Origin of the sequence: Geodermatophilus sp. CPCC 205506 (assembly GCF_051383635.1) — a bacterium.
In the GTDB taxonomy this organism is placed as follows: domain Bacteria; phylum Actinomycetota; class Actinomycetes; order Mycobacteriales; family Geodermatophilaceae; genus Geodermatophilus.
This window is the reverse complement of sequence record NZ_JALPKP010000016.1, coordinates 51352-71001: the sequence shown is the minus strand read 5'-3', so window position 1 is coordinate 71001 and position 19650 is coordinate 51352. Positions and strand designations below refer to the sequence as shown.

The 19650-nt window shown below is 75.9% G+C and carries 24 protein-coding genes and 1 riboswitch; of the genes, 11 read left to right on the top strand and 13 right to left on the bottom strand.

Annotation, left to right across the window (positions count from 1 at the left end):
* The 4 genes from MY520_RS11375 to MY520_RS11360 form a co-directional block, all read right to left on the bottom strand.
* Positions 1-762 carry an energy-coupling factor transporter transmembrane component T family protein gene (locus MY520_RS11375; RefSeq protein WP_436692206.1) on the bottom strand — a complete coding sequence of 254 codons (762 nt, stop codon included), beginning with the start codon at positions 760-762 and terminating at the stop codon, positions 1-3.
* Entirely contained in the window at positions 759-2162 is a 1404-nt protein-coding gene (locus MY520_RS11370) for an ABC transporter ATP-binding protein (RefSeq protein ID WP_436692205.1), read from the bottom strand. The genes MY520_RS11375 and MY520_RS11370 overlap by 4 nt, the downstream gene beginning before the upstream one ends.
* 38 nt (positions 2163-2200) lie before the next feature.
* Positions 2201-2809, bottom strand: a complete 609-nt coding sequence (locus tag MY520_RS11365; protein ID WP_436692204.1) for an ECF transporter S component — start codon at positions 2807-2809, stop codon at positions 2201-2203.
* Positions 2806-2909, bottom strand: a riboswitch (TPP riboswitch). Its footprint overlaps the gene before it by 4 nt.
* 142 nt (positions 2910-3051) lie before the next feature.
* Positions 3052-3765, bottom strand: coding sequence for a Mut7-C RNAse domain-containing protein (locus MY520_RS11360; protein WP_436692203.1), 714 nt, complete (start codon positions 3763-3765; stop codon positions 3052-3054).
* Between the two features lie 95 nt (positions 3766-3860).
* On the opposite strand from MY520_RS11360, the gene MY520_RS11355 reads away from it, so the two are divergent.
* Positions 3861-4373, top strand: a complete 513-nt coding sequence (locus MY520_RS11355; RefSeq protein ID WP_436692202.1) for a VOC family protein — start codon at positions 3861-3863, stop codon at positions 4371-4373.
* A gap of 110 nt (positions 4374-4483) precedes the next feature.
* Here MY520_RS11355 and MY520_RS11350 read toward each other — a convergent pair whose 3' ends face one another.
* Entirely contained in the window at positions 4484-4930 is a 447-nt protein-coding gene (locus MY520_RS11350) for a rhodanese-like domain-containing protein (protein WP_436692201.1), read from the bottom strand.
* A gap of 157 nt (positions 4931-5087) precedes the next feature.
* Between MY520_RS11350 and MY520_RS11345 the strand changes: the two genes are divergently transcribed.
* Together MY520_RS11345 and MY520_RS11340 are read left to right on the top strand one after the other, a co-directional pair.
* Positions 5088-5753, top strand: a complete 666-nt coding sequence (locus tag MY520_RS11345; protein WP_436692200.1) for a GntR family transcriptional regulator — start codon at positions 5088-5090, stop codon at positions 5751-5753.
* On the top strand, positions 5740-6759 hold the full coding sequence (locus tag MY520_RS11340; protein ID WP_436692199.1) for a 1-aminocyclopropane-1-carboxylate deaminase: 1020 nt from the start codon (positions 5740-5742) through the stop codon (positions 6757-6759). The genes MY520_RS11345 and MY520_RS11340 overlap by 14 nt, the downstream gene beginning before the upstream one ends.
* Positions 6760-6798: 39 nt before the next feature.
* On the opposite strand, the gene MY520_RS11335 is transcribed toward MY520_RS11340, so the two are convergent.
* The 3 genes from MY520_RS11335 to MY520_RS11325 are packed head-to-tail and all read right to left on the bottom strand — an operon-like array spanning position 6799 to position 8156.
* Positions 6799-7242: a hemerythrin domain-containing protein gene (locus MY520_RS11335; RefSeq protein ID WP_436692198.1), complete on the bottom strand. Its 444-nt coding sequence runs from the start codon at positions 7240-7242 to the stop codon at positions 6799-6801.
* A gap of 21 nt (positions 7243-7263) precedes the next feature.
* On the bottom strand, positions 7264-7956 hold the full coding sequence (locus tag MY520_RS11330) for an alpha/beta fold hydrolase (RefSeq protein WP_436692197.1): 693 nt from the start codon (positions 7954-7956) through the stop codon (positions 7264-7266).
* Entirely contained in the window at positions 7953-8156 is a 204-nt protein-coding gene (locus MY520_RS11325; RefSeq protein WP_436692196.1) for a hypothetical protein, read from the bottom strand. Before MY520_RS11325 ends, MY520_RS11330 begins: the two co-directional genes overlap by 4 nt.
* Before the next feature lie 89 nt (positions 8157-8245).
* Between MY520_RS11325 and msrA the strand changes: the two genes are divergently transcribed.
* The 5 genes from msrA to MY520_RS11300 all read left to right on the top strand — a co-directional run bounded on the left by msrA (position 8246) and on the right by MY520_RS11300 (position 12936).
* Positions 8246-8899, top strand: a complete 654-nt coding sequence (gene msrA / locus MY520_RS11320) for a peptide-methionine (S)-S-oxide reductase MsrA (protein WP_436692195.1) — start codon at positions 8246-8248, stop codon at positions 8897-8899.
* A gap of 62 nt (positions 8900-8961) precedes the next feature.
* Positions 8962-10086, top strand: a complete 1125-nt coding sequence (locus tag MY520_RS11315; RefSeq protein WP_436692194.1) for a class I SAM-dependent methyltransferase — start codon at positions 8962-8964, stop codon at positions 10084-10086.
* A 51-nt stretch (positions 10087-10137) separates the two neighbouring features.
* Complete coding sequence (locus tag MY520_RS11310) at positions 10138-10857, top strand: hypothetical protein (protein WP_436692193.1); 720 nt, start codon at positions 10138-10140, stop codon at positions 10855-10857.
* Positions 10836-11219: a methyltransferase domain-containing protein gene (locus MY520_RS11305; protein WP_436692192.1), complete on the top strand. Its 384-nt coding sequence runs from the start codon at positions 10836-10838 to the stop codon at positions 11217-11219. The genes MY520_RS11310 and MY520_RS11305 overlap by 22 nt, the downstream gene beginning before the upstream one ends.
* 136 nt (positions 11220-11355) lie before the next feature.
* Complete coding sequence (locus tag MY520_RS11300) at positions 11356-12936, top strand: methyl-accepting chemotaxis protein (RefSeq protein WP_436692191.1); 1581 nt, start codon at positions 11356-11358, stop codon at positions 12934-12936.
* Between the two features lie 69 nt (positions 12937-13005).
* Here the strand turns inward: MY520_RS11300 and MY520_RS11295 are convergent, their stop codons facing one another.
* Positions 13006-13494 carry a phosphoribosyltransferase gene (locus MY520_RS11295; RefSeq protein ID WP_436692190.1) on the bottom strand — a complete coding sequence of 163 codons (489 nt, stop codon included), beginning with the start codon at positions 13492-13494 and terminating at the stop codon, positions 13006-13008.
* 68 nt (positions 13495-13562) lie between these two features.
* Between MY520_RS11295 and MY520_RS11290 the strand changes: the two genes are divergently transcribed.
* A complete protein-coding gene (locus MY520_RS11290; protein ID WP_436692189.1) occupies positions 13563-14051 on the top strand; it encodes a hypothetical protein in 489 nt (162 codons plus the stop codon).
* Between the two features lie 6 nt (positions 14052-14057).
* Here the strand turns inward: MY520_RS11290 and MY520_RS11285 are convergent, their stop codons facing one another.
* From MY520_RS11285 to uraD, 4 genes are all read right to left on the bottom strand, one after another.
* Positions 14058-14612: a DUF6461 domain-containing protein gene (locus MY520_RS11285; protein ID WP_436692188.1), complete on the bottom strand. Its 555-nt coding sequence runs from the start codon at positions 14610-14612 to the stop codon at positions 14058-14060.
* Positions 14612-15502 (bottom strand): factor-independent urate hydroxylase, encoded by an 891-nt coding sequence (gene pucL / locus MY520_RS11280; protein WP_436692187.1) that lies wholly within the window; start codon positions 15500-15502, stop codon positions 14612-14614. The genes MY520_RS11285 and pucL overlap by 1 nt, the downstream gene beginning before the upstream one ends.
* 308 nt (positions 15503-15810) lie before the next feature.
* Entirely contained in the window at positions 15811-16128 is a 318-nt protein-coding gene (gene uraH, locus MY520_RS11275) for a hydroxyisourate hydrolase (RefSeq protein WP_436692186.1), read from the bottom strand.
* Complete coding sequence (uraD, locus tag MY520_RS11270; RefSeq protein WP_436692185.1) at positions 16125-16706, bottom strand: 2-oxo-4-hydroxy-4-carboxy-5-ureidoimidazoline decarboxylase; 582 nt, start codon at positions 16704-16706, stop codon at positions 16125-16127. The genes uraH and uraD overlap by 4 nt, the downstream gene beginning before the upstream one ends.
* A gap of 84 nt (positions 16707-16790) precedes the next feature.
* Here uraD and aceB point away from each other — a divergent pair, with 84 nt between their 5' ends.
* Both aceB and MY520_RS11260 read left to right on the top strand, forming a co-directional pair.
* A complete protein-coding gene (gene aceB, locus MY520_RS11265; RefSeq protein ID WP_436692184.1) occupies positions 16791-18362 on the top strand; it encodes a malate synthase A in 1572 nt (523 codons plus the stop codon).
* Entirely contained in the window at positions 18362-19648 is a 1287-nt protein-coding gene (locus MY520_RS11260; protein ID WP_436692234.1) for a DUF6986 family protein, read from the top strand. Before aceB ends, MY520_RS11260 begins: the two co-directional genes overlap by 1 nt.
* Positions 19649-19650: the final 2 nt, after the last annotated feature.

The following is a 19650-nucleotide window of genomic DNA, read 5'->3' as shown; positions in this document are numbered from 1 at the left end:
TCAGCTGAAGACCGGCGACCACGAGCCGGTGGCCACGCTGACGGCGACCGCGGCGGCGCAGACCAGCACGGCCGCGGCCACGAACACCGCGTCCCGGCGGCGCAGCCGCGAGCCGCGGGCGTTGCTGCGGGGTCCGCCGGAGTCGAAGCCGCGCGCGTCCATCGCCGTCGCCAGCCGGGAGCCCCGGCGCACCGCGCCGACCAGCAGGGCGAACGCCGTCCCGGCGAACAGCCGCAGGTGCGCCAGCGGGTTGCCGCGGGGTTCGATGCCGCGGGCCCGGCGGGCCAGCCGGATCGTCTCCCACTCGGCGGCCAGCAGCGGCACCAGCCGCAGCGCGGCCAGCGCGCCGTAGGCGAACCGGGTGGAGACCCGCCAGTGGATGGTCAGCGCGTCGGCCAGCCGCACCGGGTCGGTCGAGGCGACCAGCAGGATGCCGGGCAGCGCCAGGGCCAGCACGCGCACCGCGAGCCCGGCGGCCGACAGCCAGCCCGCGCCGTCGTCGCCGAAGGCCACGTTGACCCAGGCGACGCCGGCCGCGCCGACCAGCAGCGGCCAGGTGCGGGCCAGCAGCGCCCGCGGGGCGGCCAGCCCCGCCGCCGGCAGCAGGCAGCACTCGGCGGCCAGCACGAGCAGCGGGGTGAGCAGGTCGCCGCTGACCAGCAGCACCGGCAACAGGACGGCGATGGCGGAGAGCTGCGCGACCGGGTTGATCCGCGACAGCGGCACCTCGCGGACCGGGCCCAGGGCCAGCGGCGCGATCACGCCGCCACCGGGTCGCCCGAGGGGCGCAGGTCCAGGACGTCGTCGGCCAGGGCGGTCACCACCGCGACGTCGTGGGTGACCAGGACGAGGGCGCGGTCGTCGTCCTGCTGCTTGGCCAGGAGCGCGACCAGCTCGGCCCACGTGTCGCGGTCCTGGCCGAAGGTCGGCTCGTCGAGCACCACGAGGGAGGGGCGGGTGGCCAGCGCCGTCGCCACCGACAGCCGGCGCTGCTGGCCACCGGAGAGGGTGAACGGGTTGGCCTCGGCGAGCGCGGCCAGGCCCAGCCGCTCGAGCAGCTCGTCGGCCCGCCGGTGCGCCGCGTCGTCCCCCGACCCGGCCCGCAGGGGGCCCAGGGCCAGCTCGTCGCGGACCCGGCCGGTGAGGAACTGGTGCTCGGGGTGCTGGAAGACCGTGCCGGTGCGGCGGACCAGCTCGTCGGCCGGCCAGCGGTGCGGCGGCCGGTCCGGGCGGCGCAGGCCGGCGGTCAGCCGTGGGCCGGCGACCACCCGCCCGGTGGTGGGCCCGCGCAGGCCGGCCAGCAGCAGCGCAAGGGTGGACTTGCCGGTGCCGTTGGGCCCGGTGACGGCGAGCGTGCGTCCGGCCGGCAGGACGACGTCGGTCGGCGGGAGGGCCGGGACGACGCTGCCGCGGTGGGTGTAGCCGGCCCGCTCGGCGCGCAGCAGCACCTCGCCGGGCGCGTGCCGGGAGCGGACCGGCATCCGCAGCGGCGCCGGGCGCCACCCGGCCGGCTGGTCCACCGTCCCGCCGCCGGGCCGCAGCTCGACCACCCGGTCGACCAGCGGCAGCCAGCTGTCGGCGTCGTGGTCGACGACGACCAGCGTGGTGCCGCGGTCGGCCATCGCACGGGTGACCGCGTCACGCACCATCGCGGCGCCGTCCGGGTCGAGCTGGGCGGTCGGCTCGTCGAGCAGCAGCAGGCCCGGCCGCCCGGCGAGCGCCCCGGCCAGCACCAGCCGCTGCTTCTGCCCGCCGGAGAGGGCGGCGGTGGCGCGGTCCCGCCCGAAGGGGAAGCCCACCTCCGCGAGCGCCCGGTCCACCGCCGGCCAGATCAGCGCGGGCGGCGTGCCGGTGTTCTCCAGGCCGAACGCGACGTCGTCCCCGGCGCGGGTCATGACCAGCTGCGAGTCGGGGTCCTGGAAGACGATCGCCGTCCGGGCGCGGGCCTCGCGCGCCGGCCGGCCGTCGACGGTGAGCTCGCCCTCGGCGTCGCCGGCGTCCGGGCCGAGCACCCCGGCGAGGGCGTGCAGCAGCGTGGACTTGCCCGCCCCGGACGGCCCGGTGAGCAGCACCCGCTCGCCGGGCTCGACCCGCAGGTCGACGTCCTGCACCGCCCACGCCCGGCGGCTCGCGTGCCGGAACCGCCAGCCGGAGAGCCGCACCGCGGCCGGGACGCGGGCGGCCGGCGCCCCGCCCGTGGTCAGACCCGGGACCGGCCGGCGGCGAACGACGACAGCGCGCCGCTGGCCGCCAGGGCGCGGGTGAGCGCCATGCCGCCGATGCCCGCGACGAGCGTCGTGCTCACCACGACCAGCAGCAGGTAGGTGCTCTTCCAGCCGCCGGTCCAGTCGGGGTAGTAGTTCACGATGTCGAGCACCGCGGCCATGGCGCCGGCGCACAGGGCGGCCAGCAGCGCCTGCGGCCAGCCGAACCGGCGGTAGCGGAAGGCGGCGAAGCCCAGCTCGCCGGCCAGCCCCTGGAGCAGGCCGTAGACCAGCACGAGCGTGCCCCACGCCGAGCCGAGCAGCGCCGAGACGACGGCCGCGATCAGCTCGGCGAACAGCGCGGCGCCCGGTTTGCGGACGACGAGCGGCGCCAGGACGGCGGGCACCAGCCAGACGCCGTACATGACCGCCTGACCAGGCGGGAACGCGGTGAAGGCGGCGTCGAGGGCCGCCCACAGCAACCCCCAGGCCCAGAAGACGATGCCGAAGGCGACGCCCAGGACGGCGGTGACGACGATGTCGACGGTCCGCCAGCGGCCGGTGTGGTGCTCGGCGGACGACGGACGGACGGCCTGCTCGGCCATGTGTTCCTCCAGGCTCCCTGCGCCGGCATGACCCGGATCAGGTTCGAGGGTCTGCGGTGCCCCGCACTCTCAGCGCCGAAGCGCTCCCCTGCTGTGTGTGTTCGGTTGTACGGCCCAGCGTAGCCCCTCGCCGTCCGTCCGTTCCCCGCGCCGCCCTCCCGTCGGTTTCCGCGGAAACCGCCGCCCCTCCCGCGGCGGCCTCGGTCTTCGACGGGTACACGGCGGCCTCGCAGGGGGGAGGCTCACCTGTGCGTCGCGGCGTCCACCATGGCGTCGATCCGGCGGGCGTGCGCGCCGCGCCAGTAGATCCCGCCGCAGGCCGGGCAGCGGGCGAACTCCTCGATGGTGCGGCGCGTGCCCGCCGGCAGGCGGTCGGCGACCTCCGCCTTGGGCACCGGCACGAGTCCGGCGCCGCACGCCGTGCAGCGGCTCAGCGGCGCCAGCGGCGGGGAGAACCGGTCGAGGACGTCGGCGAGCTGCTCGTCGGGGCGGCTCCCGCGCACCAGCGCGCCCCGCACCCCGCGGCGCATGAGCAGGCCGCGGTCCTGGGTGAGCAGCACGCGGTCCTCGGCCGCGGCCCGCGCGGCGAGCTCGGCGTCCTCGGCAGAGTTGGACCACGCGGCGTCCAGGCCGAGCAGCCGCAGCCGGCGGGCCAGCGCACCCAGCCCGACGTCGAGCAGGAAGCCGCCGGAGGGCACCGGCTGCGGCCGATCCGCCGGGGTCACCTCGACGACGCTCCGGGGGCGGGTGCGCGCGTCCGGCGCCACGGGGAGGCCGTCCAGCCGCAGCCCGCCGACCTCGGTCGGCGGCACCCCGGCGGCCCGGACGACGTGTGCGACCGTGGCGTCCGGGTCGAACGCCAGCCGGCGCTCCCGGGCGCGGCGGTCCCGGGGGCGGAACAGGAACGACAGCTCCGCCGGCACCCGGACGACGACGTCCGCAGCCGAGGCGTCCACGATGGGCCGGTACCCCGGGAACACGGTCCAATACTTGAACGATCAAGCAACGGCGGTGCACACTGGGGCGGTCACCCGTCGAGCAGGAGCACGCCATGCCGGTCCAGCGCCTCAACCACGCCGTCCTCTACGTCCGGGACGTCGACCGCAGCCACGCGTTCTACCGGGACGTGCTGGGCTTCCGCGTGAAGATGGAGATCCCCGGCGCCGCGGTGTTCCTGCAGGCGGAGGGGTCCACCAACGACCACGACCTGGGGCTGTTCCAGATCGGCGCCGGTGCTGGGGCCTCCGAGGCCGGCCGCCGCACCGTGGGTCTCTACCACCTGGCCTGGGAGGTGGACACGCTCGCCGAGCTGGCCCGCATCCGCGACGCGCTGGCCCGCGCCGGCGCGCTGGTCGGGATGTCGGACCACGTGACCACCAAGGCCCTGTACGCGCACGACCCGGACGGCCTGGAGTTCGAGGTGTCCTGGCTGCTCCCGGCCGAGTTCATCACCCCCGGGATCATGGAGGGTGCGGAGATGACCGCCCCGCTGGACCTCGACCGCGAGATCGCCCGCTACGGCGCGCACACCCGCGGCGGCGTCGGGGTCTCCGTCCCGGTCTGACGCAGGCGGTCGGTCACGAGGGGCCGTCATCCCCGACGAGCTGACCACGGGCGGGCAGCGCCTCCGGCCCTGGCGGGAGGGCGACACCGTCTACGGCTGACCGGACGAGATCAGCAGTCGCAGCGGGCGCCGGCCGGTGCGGTGAGCGGGTCCACGGCCGGGCGGGAGACGCCGTCCGCCGTCGCGACGGGCAGCCCCTCCCGCGCCCAGTACTCGAAGCCGCCGATCATCTCCCGCACCCGGTGGCCCAGCAGGGCCAGCGCGAGCGCGGCCCGGGTCGCGCCGTTGCAGCCGGGGCCCCAGCAGTAGGTGACGACCGGGACGGACCGGTCCAGCTCGGCCGGCGCGCGGGCAGCGATCTCCCGCCCCGGGAGGTGGACGGCGCCCGGCACGTGCCCCTGCTCCCACGCCTCCCGGCTGCGGCTGTCGAGCAGCACGAAGCCGGGATCGCCCGACTCCAGGGCCGCGTGCACGTCGCTGACGTCGGTCTCCACGGCCAGCCGGTGCGCGAAGTGGCGGACGGCGTCGGCCGGGTCGGTGCTCCAGTCCAGGCTCACGACGCGGACGGTAGGCACGCCGGGGCCCCGGGACGACGTCCTGCCCTGCCACCAACCGCAACACCCCGGACTTTCGGCGCCGGAAGTCCGGGACTTCCGGCGCGGAAAGTCGCGTGGGGGGTTGACGGACGAGACGCTGACATCTGAGATGTCAGTCGTGGGACTTGTTCCGGTCGACCGGGTGCTGCTGCGCGACGTCGCCCTGGCCCGCATCCGGGACGCGATCGTGGCCGGAGAGCTCGCTCCCGGTGCCGTGGTGAAGGACGCCGAGCTGGCCGGCCGGCTCGGGCTGTCGGTGGCGCCGGTGCGGGCCGCGCTCGCCCGGCTGGCCGACGAGGGCCTGGTCGAGGCCAAGCCGCAGAGCCACACCCGGGTCACCCCGCTGCGCGTGCGGGACGTGCGCGACGCCGCCGCCGTCGTCCGCGCGATGCACGAGCTGGCCACCCGGGAGGCGGTCCCGGCCGTCACCCCCGACGACGTCGCCGCCATGACCGGGGCCAACGAGCGCTTCGCCGCGGCGGTCGCTGCCGGAGACGTCGACGCCGCCCTGGCCGCCGACGACGACCTGCACGGCGTGCTGCTGCGCCGGTGCGGCAACACCGCGCTCACCGCGACCGTCGACCGCCTCACCCCGGCGATCCGGCGGCTGGAGCGGCAGCGCTTCGCCACCGCGCACGGCCGGGAGTCCGTCGTCCTCCACGACCGGCTGATCACCGCCTGCGCGCGCTCCGACGTCGACGCCGCCGTCGCCACCACCACCGAGATCTGGACGGCGCTGCTGTCCGAGCTGACCGACGAGGAGACCCCCGATGGCACTCACTGACCTGCCCCGCTACCCGCTGCTGTTCGGGCCCTCCCCGGTGCACCGGCTCGACCGGCTCACCGAGCACCTCGGGGGCGCCGCGGTCTGGGCGAAGCGGGAGGACGTGAACTCCGGCATCGCGTTCGGCGGCAACAAGACCCGCAAGCTCGAGTACCTGGTCGCCGACGCCCTCGCCCAGGGCTGCGACACGCTGGTGAGCATCGGCGGCGTGCAGAGCAACCACACCCGCCAGGTCGCCGCCGTCGCCGCTCGGGTGGGCCTGAAGTGCGTGCTCGTGCAGGAGAGCTGGGTGGACTGGCCCGACTCGGTCTACGACAAGGTCGGCAACATCCTCATCAGCCGGCTGGCCGGCGCCGACGTCCGGCTGGTCAAGGCGGGGTTCGGCATCGGGTTCAAGGAGAGCTGGGAGGCGGCGCTCGCCGACATCGGGGAGCGCGGGGGCAAGCCGTACGCCATCCCGGCGGGGGCGTCGGACCACCCGCTCGGCGGGCTGGGCTTCGCCGACTGGGCGGAGGAGGTCGCGGCGCAGGAGGCCGAGCTCGGCGTCTTCTTCGACACCGTCGTCGTCTGCTCGGTGACCGGGTCCACCCAGGCGGGCATGGTCGCCGGCTTCGCCAAGCTCGAGGAGGACGGGGCGCGGCCGCGGCGGGTCCTCGGCATCGACGCCTCCGCCAAGCCGGCCGAGACCCGCGACCAGGTGCTGCGCATCGCCCAGCGCACCGGGCACCTCGTGAGCCTGCGGCGGGGGCTGACCGCCGACGACGTCGAGCTGGACGAGCGCTACCACGGCGGCACCTACGGCATCCCCGACCAGGCGACCATCCGCGCGATGGAGCTGGCGGCGCGGACCGAGGGCATGGTCACCGACCCGGTGTACGAGGGGAAGTCGATGGCCGCGGTCGTCGACCTGGTGGGGCGCGGCGAGATCGACCCGTCGTCCACCGTGCTCTACGCCCACCTCGGCGGGCAGCCCGCGCTCAACGGCTACAGCGCGCTGTTCTCGTGAGCCCCGACACGACGGAAACCGGCACCGGTCGACTCCGCATCACGCGCCGAGGAGGTCGGCGGCCGAGCCGTCGAGGCGGTCCAGCGCGTCACGGATCCGGCGCTCCTCGAAGGAGAAGTGCGACTCCATGATCGCCGCGAGCCCGTCGAGCTCCCCGGCCAGGGCGGCGTCGCCGGACGCCGCGATCTCCTCCACCCGCGCCACGATGCCGGAGATCAGGTCGTGGTCCTGTGCCATCTTCTCCAGCAGCGGCCGCAGGTCGGGGAACCGTTCGGCCAGCGCGGGGAAGGCGCCGGCGTCCTCACCGGTGTGGTGGCGGGTCAGCGCGCCGCAGAAGGCCAGGCAGTGGACGGCGAGCGGGCGGCCGGACGGCGTTCCGTCGGCGACGGCGTCCTGGAGTCGACGCAGGTCGCTGCGCAGGGAGTCGTGGATGCGGACGAGCTCGTCGCCGAGCGCGGCGACGCGGGAGGGGACGGGGGGCACGACCGGGCATCCTGCACCCGGTCACAGGGGCACGGCGAGCTCCCGGTGGTCCAGGGCCGCCCGCAGGTCCGCCCGCCACGGTGCGAGGCCGGACCCGGCGAGGACGACGTCCCGCACGAAGGCGTGCCAGGTCGGCGCCCGCCGGACCATGCTGTGCCCGCCGGCGATGGTGAACCGGGCGACGCGGACGTCCGCCCGCGCCGCCCGGACGGCGAAGTCGGCCGACAGCGTGGCCGGCACCCACCGGTCACCGCGGCCGTGCAGGAGCGCCACGGTGCGGCCGCGCAGGTGCTCGACCGGCTCGCCGGGCGGCGTCCACGGGGCCAGGGCGCAGACCGCGCGCACCGAGGCGTCCCCGCCGGCGCGCAGGACGGCGCGGCCGCCCATGGAGTGCCCGACCAGCACGACCGGGACGTCGTCGCCGTGCCGGTCCCGGAGCTGCGCGAGCGTCCAGCGGACGTCGGCGAAGGCGTCGGCCGCCACGCCGTTCCACCCCGCCACCCGGTAGCGCAGGAGGTAGGTGTCCAGCCCGTGGCCGGCCCCCGCGGCGCGGACGAACTGCTCGATCGCCCGCATCCGCAGCAGCGACAGCGCGCGCTCCCGCGGCGGATCGACGCTGGCGACGGTGCCGCCGTGGCAGAAGACGGCCACCGCCCGGGTCGGGACGGGGGCCGGCTCGTGCTCCAGCGCGGGGGCGCTGCCCGACGACGTCACCGCCGCCGGCGCCCGCCGCGGAGCGTCGCGCGGGCGCGGTCGCCCAGGTCGCCGACCCGGTAGAGGGCCCGGGTCAGCTGCGTCGAGCCGGTCCGGCGCTCGAGCGTGCGCCCGACGCGGCGGACCAGCCCGGTCGCGAGCGGGACGAGGACGGTGAGGATCAGCCAGGTGCGCAGCCGGCGGGTGAGGAAGAGCCACATGCCGCTCCTCCTGCCCGCTGCCGGCCGGGGCGAACCGGCGTCGGGACGTGACGCACGACCGACGCGCCGGTCCGGCCTACGCTCGGGACATGCTGTTCTCCCGGTTCAAGACCCAGCCGGTCACTCCGGAGGAGGCCCTGCCGGGCCGCCCCGACCCGCTCCCCAACATCCCCGAGGTGCACGCGGTCAACGGCAACCGCATCCAGCCGCCCTTCCCCGAGGGGCTGCAGACCGCCGTCCTCGGCGCGGGCTGCTTCTGGGGCGTGGAGAAGGTCTTCTGGCAGACCCCCGGCGTCTACTCGACCGCGGCCGGCTATGCCGGCGGCTTCACGCCCAACCCGACGTACGAGGAGGTCTGCTCGGCGCGGACCGGTCACACCGAGGCCGTGCTCGTCGTCTTCGACCCCGCGGTCATCTCCTACGAGCAGCTGCTCAAGGTGTTCTGGGAGGACCACGACCCCACCCAGGGCATGCGGCAGGGCAACGACATCGGCACCCAGTACCGCTCGGCGATCTACTACGCCGACCCGCAACAGGAGGCCGTCGCGCGGGCCAGCCGCGAGGCGTTCCAGGAGCGGCTGACCGCGGCCGGCTTCAGCGAGATCACCACCGAGATCGCCCCGCTGGGCGAGTTCTACTACGCCGAGGACTACCACCAGCAGTACCTCTACAAGGTCCCCAACGGTTACTGCCCGGTGCACTCGACGGGCGTCTCCTGCCCCGTCGGCCTCCCCGGCGTCTGAACCCTCCAGGCATAGGAAGCTCTACCCACGTGTCGCGACCCAGGACGGGTGTATTGCTTCCTATGCCTCGCGAGGAGCTGTTCGGGCAGCTGCGGCGGGAGCCGGACGTCGAGGCGCCGGAGCTCGTCGCGGTCGACGCGACCGACCGGCTGCTGCTCGACGAGGCCGCCGGTGCGCTTGCAACGGCCGGCCCCGGCGAGGTGGTCGTGGTCGACGACGCGTACGGGGCGCTCACCCTCGGCGCGGTCGCGGCCGGCGCGCAGGACGTGCGGGTCGGCCAGGATCTGCTGGTCGGCGAGCTGGCGCTGGCCCGCAACGCCGCGCGCACCTGCCTGACCGGCGGCCACCGGTCGCTGCCACTGACCGCGGAGCTGTTCGACGGCGCGCGGCTCGTGCTGGCCAAGGCGCCGAAGGGTCTGGACGCCCTGCGGGAGCTCACCGAGCTCGCGGCGGCGTCCGCGGCTCCCGACGTCACCGTCCTCGTCGGCGGCCGGGTCAAGCACATGACCCTGGCGATGAACGACGTGCTGGGCGCCGGGTTCGCCGAGGTGCACGCGACGCTGGCCCGGCAGAAGTCCCGCGTGCTGGTCGCGCGGGCGCCCCTGCCCGGCGTCCGGCCGTCCTTCCCGCGCCGGCAGACGCACGCCGACCTCGGGCTCACCGTCTGCGCGCACGGCGCCGCGTTCGCCGGCACGCGGGTCGACGTCGGCACCCGCGCGCTGCTGGCTGCCCTCCCGCAGGCGGCTCCGGACGCCGGCACCGCGCTGGACCTCGGCTGCGGCACCGGCGTCCTCGCCACCGCGCTGGCCCGGGCCCGTCCGGGCCTGACCGTGCTGGCCAGTGACCAGTCCGCCGCCGCCGTCGCCTCCGCGGCGGCGACGGCGGCGGCCAACGGCGTGGCCGACCGGGTGCGGGTGGCCCGGGACGACGCGGCGTCCACCGTCGCCGACGGCAGCGTCGACCTCGTCGTCTGCAACCCGCCGTTCCACCTCGGCGCGGCCGTCGTCACCGGCGCCGCGGACCCGCTGTTCGCCGCCGCCGCCAGGGTGCTGCGCCCGGGCGGGGAGCTGTGGACGGTCTACAACAACCAGCTGCCGCACAAGGCCGCGCTGCGCCGGCTGGTCGGCCCCACGCGGGTGGCCGCGTCCGACCGGCGCTTCACCGTCACCGTCTCCACCCGGCGCTGAGGGCCGGAGGTCCCTGTCCGGGTGCGCCGGCCCCCGCCACGCTGACCTGGCATGACGACCACCGGGACGACCCCTGCCGCCGCTCCGCTGGCCGACCGCATCCTCGGTTCGGTGATCGGCGCGCTCGAGCTCGCCGCGGTGCACCTCGGCAGCGAGCTGGGCTGGTACCGCGCGCTCGCCGACGCCCCGGCCACCCCGCCGGAGCTGGCCGGGCGCACCGGCACCGACCCGCGCTACGCCCGGGAGTGGCTGGAGCAGCAGGCCGTGGCCGGCTACCTGACCGTGGACGACGTCGCCGCCGCGCCCGACGCCCGGCGCTACACCCTGCCCCCCGAGCACCGCGGCGTCCTGGTCGACGAGCTCGACCTCTCCTACATGCCGCCGTTCGCCCGCGTCGCGCTGGCCTTCGCCCGCAACGTGCCCCGGGTGGTGGAGGCCTACCGCACCGGGGGCGGCCTCGGCTGGGCCGAGATGGGCGACGCGCGCGACGCGCAGGCCGCGGCCAACCGCCCCTACTTCCTCGGCCCCATGGCCACCGACGACCTCCCCCGCGTCCCCGGACTGGCCGACGCCCTGGCCGCCGGTGGCCGGGTCCCCGACGTCGGGTGCGGGATGGGGTGGTCCTCGATCGGCATCGCCCGCGCGTACCCCCAGGTCGAGGTCGACGGGTACGACCTCGACGTCCCCTCGGTCGAGGAGCCCGCCGCAACGCCGAGCAGGCGGGGGTCGCCGACCCGGTCCGCTTCGAGGTGGCCGACGTCGGCGCGCTGACGGACGCGGCGGGCCGGTACGCGCTGGTGGCCGCCTTCGAGTGCGTCCACGACCTGCCCGACCCGGCCGCCGTGCTGACCGCCATGCGGCGGATGGTGCGCCCGGACGGCACGGTGCTGGTCGTCGACGAGCGCGTGGCCGAGCGGTTCACCGCCCCCGGGGACGACGTCGAGCGGCTCATGTACGGCTACAGCCTCACCTGCTGCCTCCCCGACGGGCGCTCCACCCGGCCGTCGGTCGGCACGGGCACGGTCATGCGGCCGGCCACCCTGGAGGGGTACGCGCGCGCCGCGGGGTTCTCCGGCGTCGAGGTGCTGCCGATCGACAACGACTTCTTCCGCTTCTACCGGCTCGTCGCCTGAGCCGGGCGCCGGTAACGAGACGAGGAAGCCCATGAACGTCGAAGGAGTTCCGCTGTAGTCACTCCAACATCGTGCCGATGAGGGGTCAACGGCGCGCACCCCCGCGCCGACCACCTCGTGACGCGGGAGTGCCTCGATGGCGCGCAACCTCTGGTCCGACCGTCCCCTCGGCGTGAAGCTGGCGGCCCTCGTCGCGGCCGCCGCCGTCGTCCTCGCCGTCTTCGCCGTCATCACGGTGCAGGCCCTCAACGGAACGGGTGAGCGCACCGACGAGCTGCTGGTCACCACGTCGGCCACCGGCCTGGCCCTGGAGGCCGACATGATGCACGACGCCGTCCGCGGTGACGTGCTGCAGGCGCTGCTGGCCACGGGTCCGGAGTCCCGCGCCGCCGCCGCCGACCTCGCAGACCACTCGGCCACCTTCCGCGAGGTGCTCGCCGGCGTCGCCGAGGCCGGCCTGGGCGACGAGGTCGCCGCCGGCGTCGCCGAGGTGACACCCGCGGTGGAGGACTACCTGGCCTCGGCCGACCAGATCGTCACCCTCGCCGGGGCCGACCCGGTCGCGGCCCGGCTCGCCTACCCCCGCTTCGCCGAGGCGTTCGCCGTCCTCGAGGAGGAGCTGCCCGCCGTCGGTGCGGCCGTGGGCGACCGGGCGACCGCCGCTGCCGAGCACAGCGCCGACCAGCGGTCCACCGCGATCACGCTCGCGCTGGTCGTCGCGGTGGCGGGCGTGCTGGCCCTGGCCGCGCTGGGGCTGGTGGTCACCCGCTCGGTGGTGCGGCCGCTGCGCCGGGTGGGCGCGGTCCTGGCCGGCCTGGCCGAGGGCGACCTGCGGGGCTCGACCGGTGTCGACAGCCGCGACGAGGTCGGGCAGATGGCCGCCGCGCTGGAGGCGTCGATGGGTCACCTGCGCGCCGTCCTCACCATCATCGGCGACACGTCGACGACGCTCGCCTCGGCCACCGAGGAGCTCTCCGCGACCGCCCAGGACATGACCCGGCTGGCCGACGAGTCCTCCGCGCAGAGCGGGGTGGTCGCGGACGCCGCGGGCCAGGTCTCGGTCAACGTGCAGACCGTGGCGGCCGGCTCCGAGCAGATGGGCGCCTCGATCCGCGAGATCGCCCAGAACGCCAGCGAGGTGGCCCGGGTGGCCTCCCAGGCGGTCTCGGTCGCCGACGCGACGACCGCCACCGTCGCCAAGCTGGGCGACTCCTCACTCGAGATCGCCGGGGTGGTCAAGGTGATCACCGCGATCGCCGAGCAGACCAACCTGCTGGCGCTCAACGCCACGATCGAGGCGGCCCGCGCGGGGGAGGCCGGCAAGGGCTTCGCCGTCGTGGCCAACGAGGTCAAGGAGCTGGCCCAGGAGACCGCCAAGGCCACCCAGGACATCACCGCCCGGGTCGAGGCGATCCAGGCCGACACCGGCGGTGCGGTCCGCGCCATCGGGGAGATCTCGCAGATCATCGCGCTCATCAACGACTCGCAGGGGACCATCGCCGCCGCCGTCGAGGAGCAGACGGCGACCACCACGGAGATGAACCGCAACGTGGCCGAGGCGGCGATGTCGGCCGGTCAGATCGCCGAGAACATCACCGCCGTCGCCGGGGCCGCGGGCGCCACCACCCGGGCGATGACCGACGCCCGGACGGCGATGGACGAGGTGGCCCGCATGGCCGCCGCGCTGAGCTCCTCGGTCGGCCGCTTCCGGTACTGAGAGGCATCGCCGGACGAGGCAAAGGAAGCAATACCCATGTCAGGCGCGCCCGGACGTGGGAAGAGCTTCCTACGCCTTCGGGGGGCTGCGGCGGTGCACCGGCGGCTGGGCCGACCACGGGAAGTCGATCCAGCGGTCGGTCCGCCGCCACACGTAGTCGCAGCGCACCGCCGACTGCGGCTTCTCGTAGACCACCGCCGTCCGCACCTCGGCGACGTAGCCGGCGCAGAAGTCGCGGACCAGCTCCAGCGTCTTGCCCGTGTCGGCGACGTCGTCCGCGACCAGCACGTTCGCCCCGGTCAGGTCGACGACGTCCAGGGTGGGCGGCAGCACGACCGGCAGCTCCAGGCGCTGGTCGACGCCGGTGTAGAACTCGACGTTCATCACGAACAGGTTCTTGACGTCGAGGGCGTAGCCCAGCGCGCCGCCGAGGAAGAGCCCGCCGCGCGCGATGGAGAGGATCAGGTCGGGTTCGTAGCCGTCCGCCGCGACCTGCTCGGCCAGCTCGCGGGCCGCGGTGCCGAACAGCTCGTAGGTCAGCGTCTCGCGCTCGCTCACCCCGCGATGGTCGCAGGCACGGCGGTCCCCCTGGGCAGCGCCCCGGGCGGCCGGGCAGGCTGGGGGGCATGAGGTCCTCGCGCCCCCTGCCGCCCGCCGTCCGCAGGGCGCTGCCCTGGCTGCTCGCCTGGTGGGCGTTCCAGGCGGTGCTGGCCGTCACCGGCCGGCTGGTGGCCCGCCGCAAGGACGAGGGCGACGAGAGCACCGCCGGCATCCGGCGGGTCGTTGCGCTCGGCGGGGTGGACCTGCGGCCGGTCAACCCGGAGCTGTCCCGGCTGCGCTTCGACCTCGTGATGGGCGGCGGCGAGGTGGACCTCACCGCCCTCCCCCGGGTGCCCGGCGGCATCGACCTCACCGTGCGCGCGTTCATGGGCGGCCTGACCGTGCTCGTGCCGGCCGGCTGGCGGGTCTGGTGGGCCTTCCGCGGGGTCGGCGGCATCGGCCTCGGCCAGGGTGAAGGGGCCGTCCGGACCGAGGACGAGCGCGGCGCCGACCTGCGGATCCACGCCGACGTGCTCTTCGGCGGCATCAGCGTGGAGGGCGCCGGGCCGTCCTGACCGCCGTCACCCACCCAGCGTCGCGCACAGCAGCCGGCGCTCCAGCACGTCCCGGGTGACGGTGAGGCCGAACGCCCGCTCCAGGATGTCCGCGCAGGCGGCGACCGGCCGCGGGCCGTCCTCGTCGAGCAGGCCGGCGGCCGCCATCTCCCGGTCGAGGGAGTGCGGCTCGCGGCCCCACCGGAACGACGGAAGGACGAGGTCGAAGCCGACCACGTACTCGCCGTCCCGCGCGTGGTGCAGGCCCTGCACCGTCGCGGTGAGACAGGCCGTCACGGCCTCGCCGCCCCCGGCGGTCAGTCGCTGGAGGACGGCGGGGTCGCCGCCCCGGACCGACGAGAGCTCGACGGCGTACGTCCAGCCCTGCGCGGTGCCGACCCGGACGGCGGGCAGGTCCAGGTCCATGGCCTCCCGGTGGGTGCACGCGCCCCGGTCCACCTCGCTGGCGTCCAGCGCGGTCAGCAGCTCCTCGATCCCGGGTCCGCGCACCGCCGTCAGCGTCAGCAGCACGTGGCTGGCCGCCCAGTCGGCGAACCAGTCGAACCGGGACGGCGTCGCCATCAGCAGGAGCCGGGGGTGCCCAGCCAGGCCGCCTCGGCCGGGGGGACGTCGTCGCGCAGGACGGTGCCCTCGATGAGCCCGTAGGGGCGGTCGTCGGCGTGGTAGACGACGTCGGGGTTGTCCAGCCCGAACGCCGAGAGGTCCTGCAGGAAGTGGTGCCGGTTCGGCATCGACATCCGCACCTCGGCGACCTCGCGGTGCCGCTCCAGCACTGCCGCGCCCATCGCGTACAGGGTCTGCTGCAGGGCGAGGGAGTGGGTGGCCGCGAAGGCCTCCAGCAGCGTCGTCCGGACGCCGGCGAACACCTCGTCGAAGTCCAGGTCGGCGGACGTGTAGCGCCAGCGGGCGGTCACCGCCGTCGCCAGGATCCGGTCGCTCGTCTCGGCCAGCGTCGTGTACCGGTCGCGGGGGAAGCCCCGGAACTCCGAGCCGGTGGTCTTGAGGACGACGAGGTCGCGCAGCCCGGCGAGGACGTGCACGTCGGCGCCGTCCACGGTGACCACCGCCGTCCGCACCTCACCGCCGTCGCGCCGGAAGGCGTGCCCGTGCGGCTGCCCGTCCACGGCGATCCGGGCCCAGCCGTGCGCGTCGACCGCCACCCGGGCGCCGCTGATCCAGGGCTGTGCGGCGGCGAAGTGGCGGGCCAGCCGGAGGCCGAACGACTCGACCGCGCCCACGCCGTCGCGGGCGAACGCGAAGACGGTGTTCTTCTGGGTGTCGGTCGGCAGCACGTGCGCGTTGTCGCCCTCGGTGTGCGCGGCGGCGAAGTCGCCGCGCAGGGTGGTGGTGACGTTCAGGTCGACGAGGGTGTGCTGCGGCCGGCTGCGATCCACCGCGACCACGCGGACCTCCGCCTTGCCGTACTGGTTGGGCCCGAGCCGGATCGCCATGCGCGACTGTTGCACGTGGAACGTCGGGTCACCGCACGACGGCGGCGAGCTGCTCCGCGAGCCGCACGACCTGCTGCGTGCCCGTGCCGTCGGGATCCTGTCCGGGTCGTAGATGGCCACGCTGAACCCGCTGCAGCCGGGGACCTCCAGCGCGCCGCGGACACGGCGTCGTGCACCGAGTGGCCGGCGAAGGCGGCGGCCGGCCCCGCTCCGCGCAGCGCCTCCGCGGCCAGCGCCTCGTTGCCCGGCCGCCCGTACCCGGTCGAACGGGACCCCGATCAGCTCGATCTCGGCCACGGCTCGTCCGGTCAGCTGCCGCGGTACGTCGAGTAGGCGAACGGCGCCAGGAGCAGCGGCACGTGGTGGTGCTCCCCGGGCTCGCGGACGGCGAAGGTGAGCACCACCTCGGGGTAGAAGGTGTCCCGGCCCTGCTCGGCGAACCACGGGCCGGTGGCGAAGACCAGCCGGTGCGTGCCCGGGCCGGTCGCGGCCTCGACCAGCCGGCAGCGGCCGTCGGCGTCGGTCACCCCCTCGGCGACCAGCTCCTCCCCGACGACCAGCCGGACGGCGACCCCCATGGCCGGCCGGCCGAGCACCGAGTCCAGCACGTGCGTCGACACGCTCATGCCATCGGCTCCGCTCCGGACTCGTTCCGCTCCTCGCTCGCCGGCGCTCGCTGCGATGCTCGCTCGCCCGTCGCCCTCGCGTCTCCGACGAGCCCCCGCACCCGCAGCGCGGTGATCTGCGCCAGCTGCTCGGTCACCTCGGCCCGCTCGGTCTCCTCGTCGTTGCCCAGCCGCCGGTGCAGCTCGGCGAGCATCTCCTCCGGCGAGCGGCCGGCCGCGCGGACGAGGAAGACGCGGCCGAAGCGCTCCTCGTACGCCCGGTTGCCGTCGGCGAGGGCGGCCCGCGTCGCGTCGTCCGCCCCGCCCACCGAGGCCTGCTCCCGCCGGGAGGCCGCGGCCTCGGGGGAGGAGCCCTCCGGCCGGTCGCCGATCCTCGGGTGCGCGGCCAGGGCGACCTCGACCTCCGCCCACGGCAGCCCGCGCGCCACCTGCTCAGCGCGGGCGACGAGCGTGTCGCCGTCGGGATAGGGGCGGCCGGCGACCAGCTCGGCGGCGAACCGCGGCGCGGCGTTGCAGGCCCGCAGCGCCGCGACGGCGCGGTCGGGCGGCCCGGCGTTGAGGTCGTCGAGGGCGGCCATGCCGGGGAGGATGCCAGCACCCCGCGACGGTTTCCGCGGAGAGCGACGTCCTGCGCACCGGCGCGGACGTGGCAGGGTGCGGCCATGGTGGACGTGCGCGTGGACGGGCCGGACGTCGAGCGGGGGGAGGAGGTCCTCACCCCCGAGGCGCTGGCCTTCGTCGCCGCCCTGCAGGCCCGCTTCGGCGCCGAGCGCGACGCGGCGCTGGCCGCCCGCGCCACCCGGCGGGCGGAGATCGCCGCCACCCGGCGGCTCGACTTCCGCCCCGAGACCGCCGAGGTCCGGGACGGCGACTGGCGGGTGCCCCCGCCGCCGCCCGGGCTGGTCGACCGGCGGGTGGAGATCACCGGCCCGACCGAGCCGAAGATGGCGGTCAACGCGCTCAACTGCGGCGCCCAGGTCTGGCTGGCCGACCTCGAGGACGCCAACACCCCGCACTGGGGCAACGTCGTCGGCGGCCAGGTGGTGCTGCGCGACGCCGTCCGCCGGACGCTGTCGCACACCGCCGACGACGGCCGGGAGTACCGGCTGCGGGAGGACGGCGAGCTGCCGACGATCGTGCCGCGCCCGCGCGGCTGGCACCTCCCCGAGCGGCACCTGCTGGTGGACGGCGCGCCGGCGGTCGGTGCGCTGGTCGACGCCGGGCTGTACCTGTTCCACAACGCCCGCGAGCAGCTCGACCGCGGCAGCGGTCCCTACCTCTACCTGCCGAAGATGGAGGGCCACCTCGAGGCGCGGCTCTGGGCGCGGGTGTTCGACGCCGCCGAGCAGGCGCTCGACCTCCCGGCCGGCTCGATCCGCGCCACGATGCTCATCGAGACCATCCCGGCCGCGTTCGAGATGGAGGAGATGCTGCACGCGCTGGGCAGCCACGCCGCGGGCCTCAACGCCGGCCGCTGGGACTACCTCTTCAGCGTGATCAAGGTCTTCCGCGACGCCGGCCCGCAGTTCGTGCTGCCCGACCGGTCGGCGGTGACGATGACCGCGCCGATGATGCGCGCCTACACCGAGCAGCTGGTCGCGGTCTGCCACCGGCGCGGGGCGATGGCGATCGGGGGCATGGCGGCGGCCATCCCCAGCCGGCGCGACGCCGAGGCCAACGAGCGCGCCCTGGCGAAGGTGCGGGAGGACAAGACCCGCGAGGCCGGCGACGGTTTCGACGGCTCCTGGGTGGCCCACCCCGACCTGGTGCCGGTCTGCCGCGAGGCGTTCGACGCCGTCCTGGGCGACCGGCCCAACCAGCTCGACCGGCAGCGGCCGGAGGTCGCGGTCACCGCGGAGCAGCTGCTCGACGTCCCCGGCGTGCCGGGGGAGCGGACGATGGCCGGACTGCGGGCCAACGTGGAGATCGCGATCCGCTACCTCGCCGCCTGGCTGGGTGGCAACGGCGCGGTCGCCATCCACGGGCTGATGGAGGACGCCGCGACCGCCGAGATCAGCCGCTCGCAGGTGTGGCAGTGGGTGCGCAACGGCGTCGTCCTGGACACCGGCGACACGGTCACCGCGGAGCTGGTGCGCCGGGTGGTGGAGGAGGAGGTGGCCGGCATCGGCGAGCTCGACCGGTTGGAGGACGCCCGGCGGCTGTTCGAGCGGGTCGCGCTGGCCGACGAGTTCCCCGACTTCCTGACGCTGCCGGCCTACGCACTCGTGCAGTGATGCTGGAGGAAGGCGTCTACGCCGAGCTGGACCGCCGGCTCGCGCCGGTCGACGCGGCCCGCGCGGCCGCCTACCCGGGCGAGCGGCCCGGCCGGCAGCCGGTGCACACCTGCTACGTGCCCGCCGACGCCGTCGTCCCGGGGCTGGCGGCGGCCTGGGGGACGGCGGCCCTCGCCGCCCTCGACGAGCACGGCCTGCCCGACCTCGGCCTGGACCCGGCGCTGGTCGACCAGGTGCTGCCGCGCGTGCGCGCCAAGCTGGCCAGCGAACCGGTCGAGGACCTGCGGGTCGACGCCGAGGACGGCTACCGTGGCACCCCGGAGGCGGAGGACGGCGACGTGCGGGCAGCGGCCGCTGCTCTCGGCGCCGACCTGCGCGCGGGGACGGCGGCGCCGGCGGTCGGGATCCGGGCCAAGTCGCTGGAGGGGGCCACCCGGCGGCGCGGCGTCCGCAGCCTCGACCTGTTCCTCGCCACCCTCGCCGACGCCACCCCCGGGACTCCCAGCCCCGAAGGTCCGGGACGGGCGACCGTCACGCTGCCCAAGGTCACCGACGTCGAGCAGGTGCGCGCTTTCCTCCCGGTCCTGGACGCGCTCGAGGCCGCGCACGGCCTCGCGCTCGACCTCGAACTGCAGATCGAGACCCCGCAGGCGGTCCTCGGCCGCGACGGCGCGGTGACCGCGGTGCGGATGGTGCACGCGGCCGGCCGACGGCTGACCGGCCTGCACCACGGCACCTACGACTACAGCACCGCCCTCGGCATCGCCGCGGCACACCAGGCCCCCGACGCCCCGGCCGCCGACCTCGCCAAGCAGCTGGTGCAGGTCGCCGTCGCCGGCACCGGGGCACGCCCGGTCGACGGCTCCTCCAACGTGCTCCCGGTGGGCCCGCGCGAGCAGGTGCACGCGGCCTGGCGGCGGCACGCGGGGCTGGTCCACCGTGCGCTGGAGCGCGGCCTCTACCAGGGCTGGGACCTGCACCCGGCGCAACTGGTCACCCGGTACGCGGCGACGTACGCCTTCTTCCGGGCCGCGCTGCCGGCGGCCGCGGCCCGCCTGGCCGCCTACCTGGACGGAGTGGACGGCGGGGTCCTCGACGAGCCGGCCACCGCCCGCGCGCTGGCCGCGGTGCTGCTGCGCGGGCTGGACTGCGGCGCCCTCGACGACGCCGAGGTCGCGGCGGCCACGGGCGTCGACCGGGCCACGCTCGATCGCCTCGCCGGGCGGGCCGCGGTCGGCCCCCGAGACGGCGGGACGTCGGCGCCGCCACCTACCATCCCCTCGTGATG

Bases quoted from the DNA above. Each gene is read 5' to 3' on its own strand.
- MY520_RS11310 (WP_436692193.1), top strand. From the start codon at position 10,138: ATGACGACCACCGGGACGACCCCTGCCGCCGCTCCGCTGGCCGACCGC.
- MY520_RS11365 (WP_436692204.1), bottom strand. From the start codon at position 2,809: ATGGCCGAGCAGGCCGTCCGTCCGTCGTCCGCCGAGCACCACACCGGC.
- MY520_RS11340 (WP_436692199.1), top strand. From the start codon at position 5,740: ATGGCACTCACTGACCTGCCCCGCTACCCGCTGCTGTTCGGGCCCTCC.
- uraD (WP_436692185.1), bottom strand. From the start codon at position 16,706: ATGGCCGCCCTCGACGACCTCAACGCCGGGCCGCCCGACCGCGCCGTC.
- MY520_RS11325 (WP_436692196.1), bottom strand. From the start codon at position 8,156: ATGTGGCTCTTCCTCACCCGCCGGCTGCGCACCTGGCTGATCCTCACC.
- pucL (WP_436692187.1), bottom strand. From the start codon at position 15,502: ATGGCGATCCGGCTCGGGCCCAACCAGTACGGCAAGGCGGAGGTCCGC.
- aceB (WP_436692184.1), top strand. From the start codon at position 16,791: ATGGTGGACGTGCGCGTGGACGGGCCGGACGTCGAGCGGGGGGAGGAG.
- MY520_RS11300 (WP_436692191.1), top strand. From the start codon at position 11,356: ATGGCGCGCAACCTCTGGTCCGACCGTCCCCTCGGCGTGAAGCTGGCG.
- MY520_RS11355 (WP_436692202.1), top strand. From the start codon at position 3,861: ATGCCGGTCCAGCGCCTCAACCACGCCGTCCTCTACGTCCGGGACGTC.
- uraH (WP_436692186.1), bottom strand. From the start codon at position 16,128: ATGAGCGTGTCGACGCACGTGCTGGACTCGGTGCTCGGCCGGCCGGCC.
- MY520_RS11285 (WP_436692188.1), bottom strand. From the start codon at position 14,612: ATGGCGACGCCGTCCCGGTTCGACTGGTTCGCCGACTGGGCGGCCAGC.
- MY520_RS11315 (WP_436692194.1), top strand. From the start codon at position 8,962: ATGCCTCGCGAGGAGCTGTTCGGGCAGCTGCGGCGGGAGCCGGACGTC.
- MY520_RS11260 (WP_436692234.1), top strand. From the start codon at position 18,362: ATGCTGGAGGAAGGCGTCTACGCCGAGCTGGACCGCCGGCTCGCGCCG.
- MY520_RS11290 (WP_436692189.1), top strand. From the start codon at position 13,563: ATGAGGTCCTCGCGCCCCCTGCCGCCCGCCGTCCGCAGGGCGCTGCCC.
- msrA (WP_436692195.1), top strand. From the start codon at position 8,246: ATGCTGTTCTCCCGGTTCAAGACCCAGCCGGTCACTCCGGAGGAGGCC.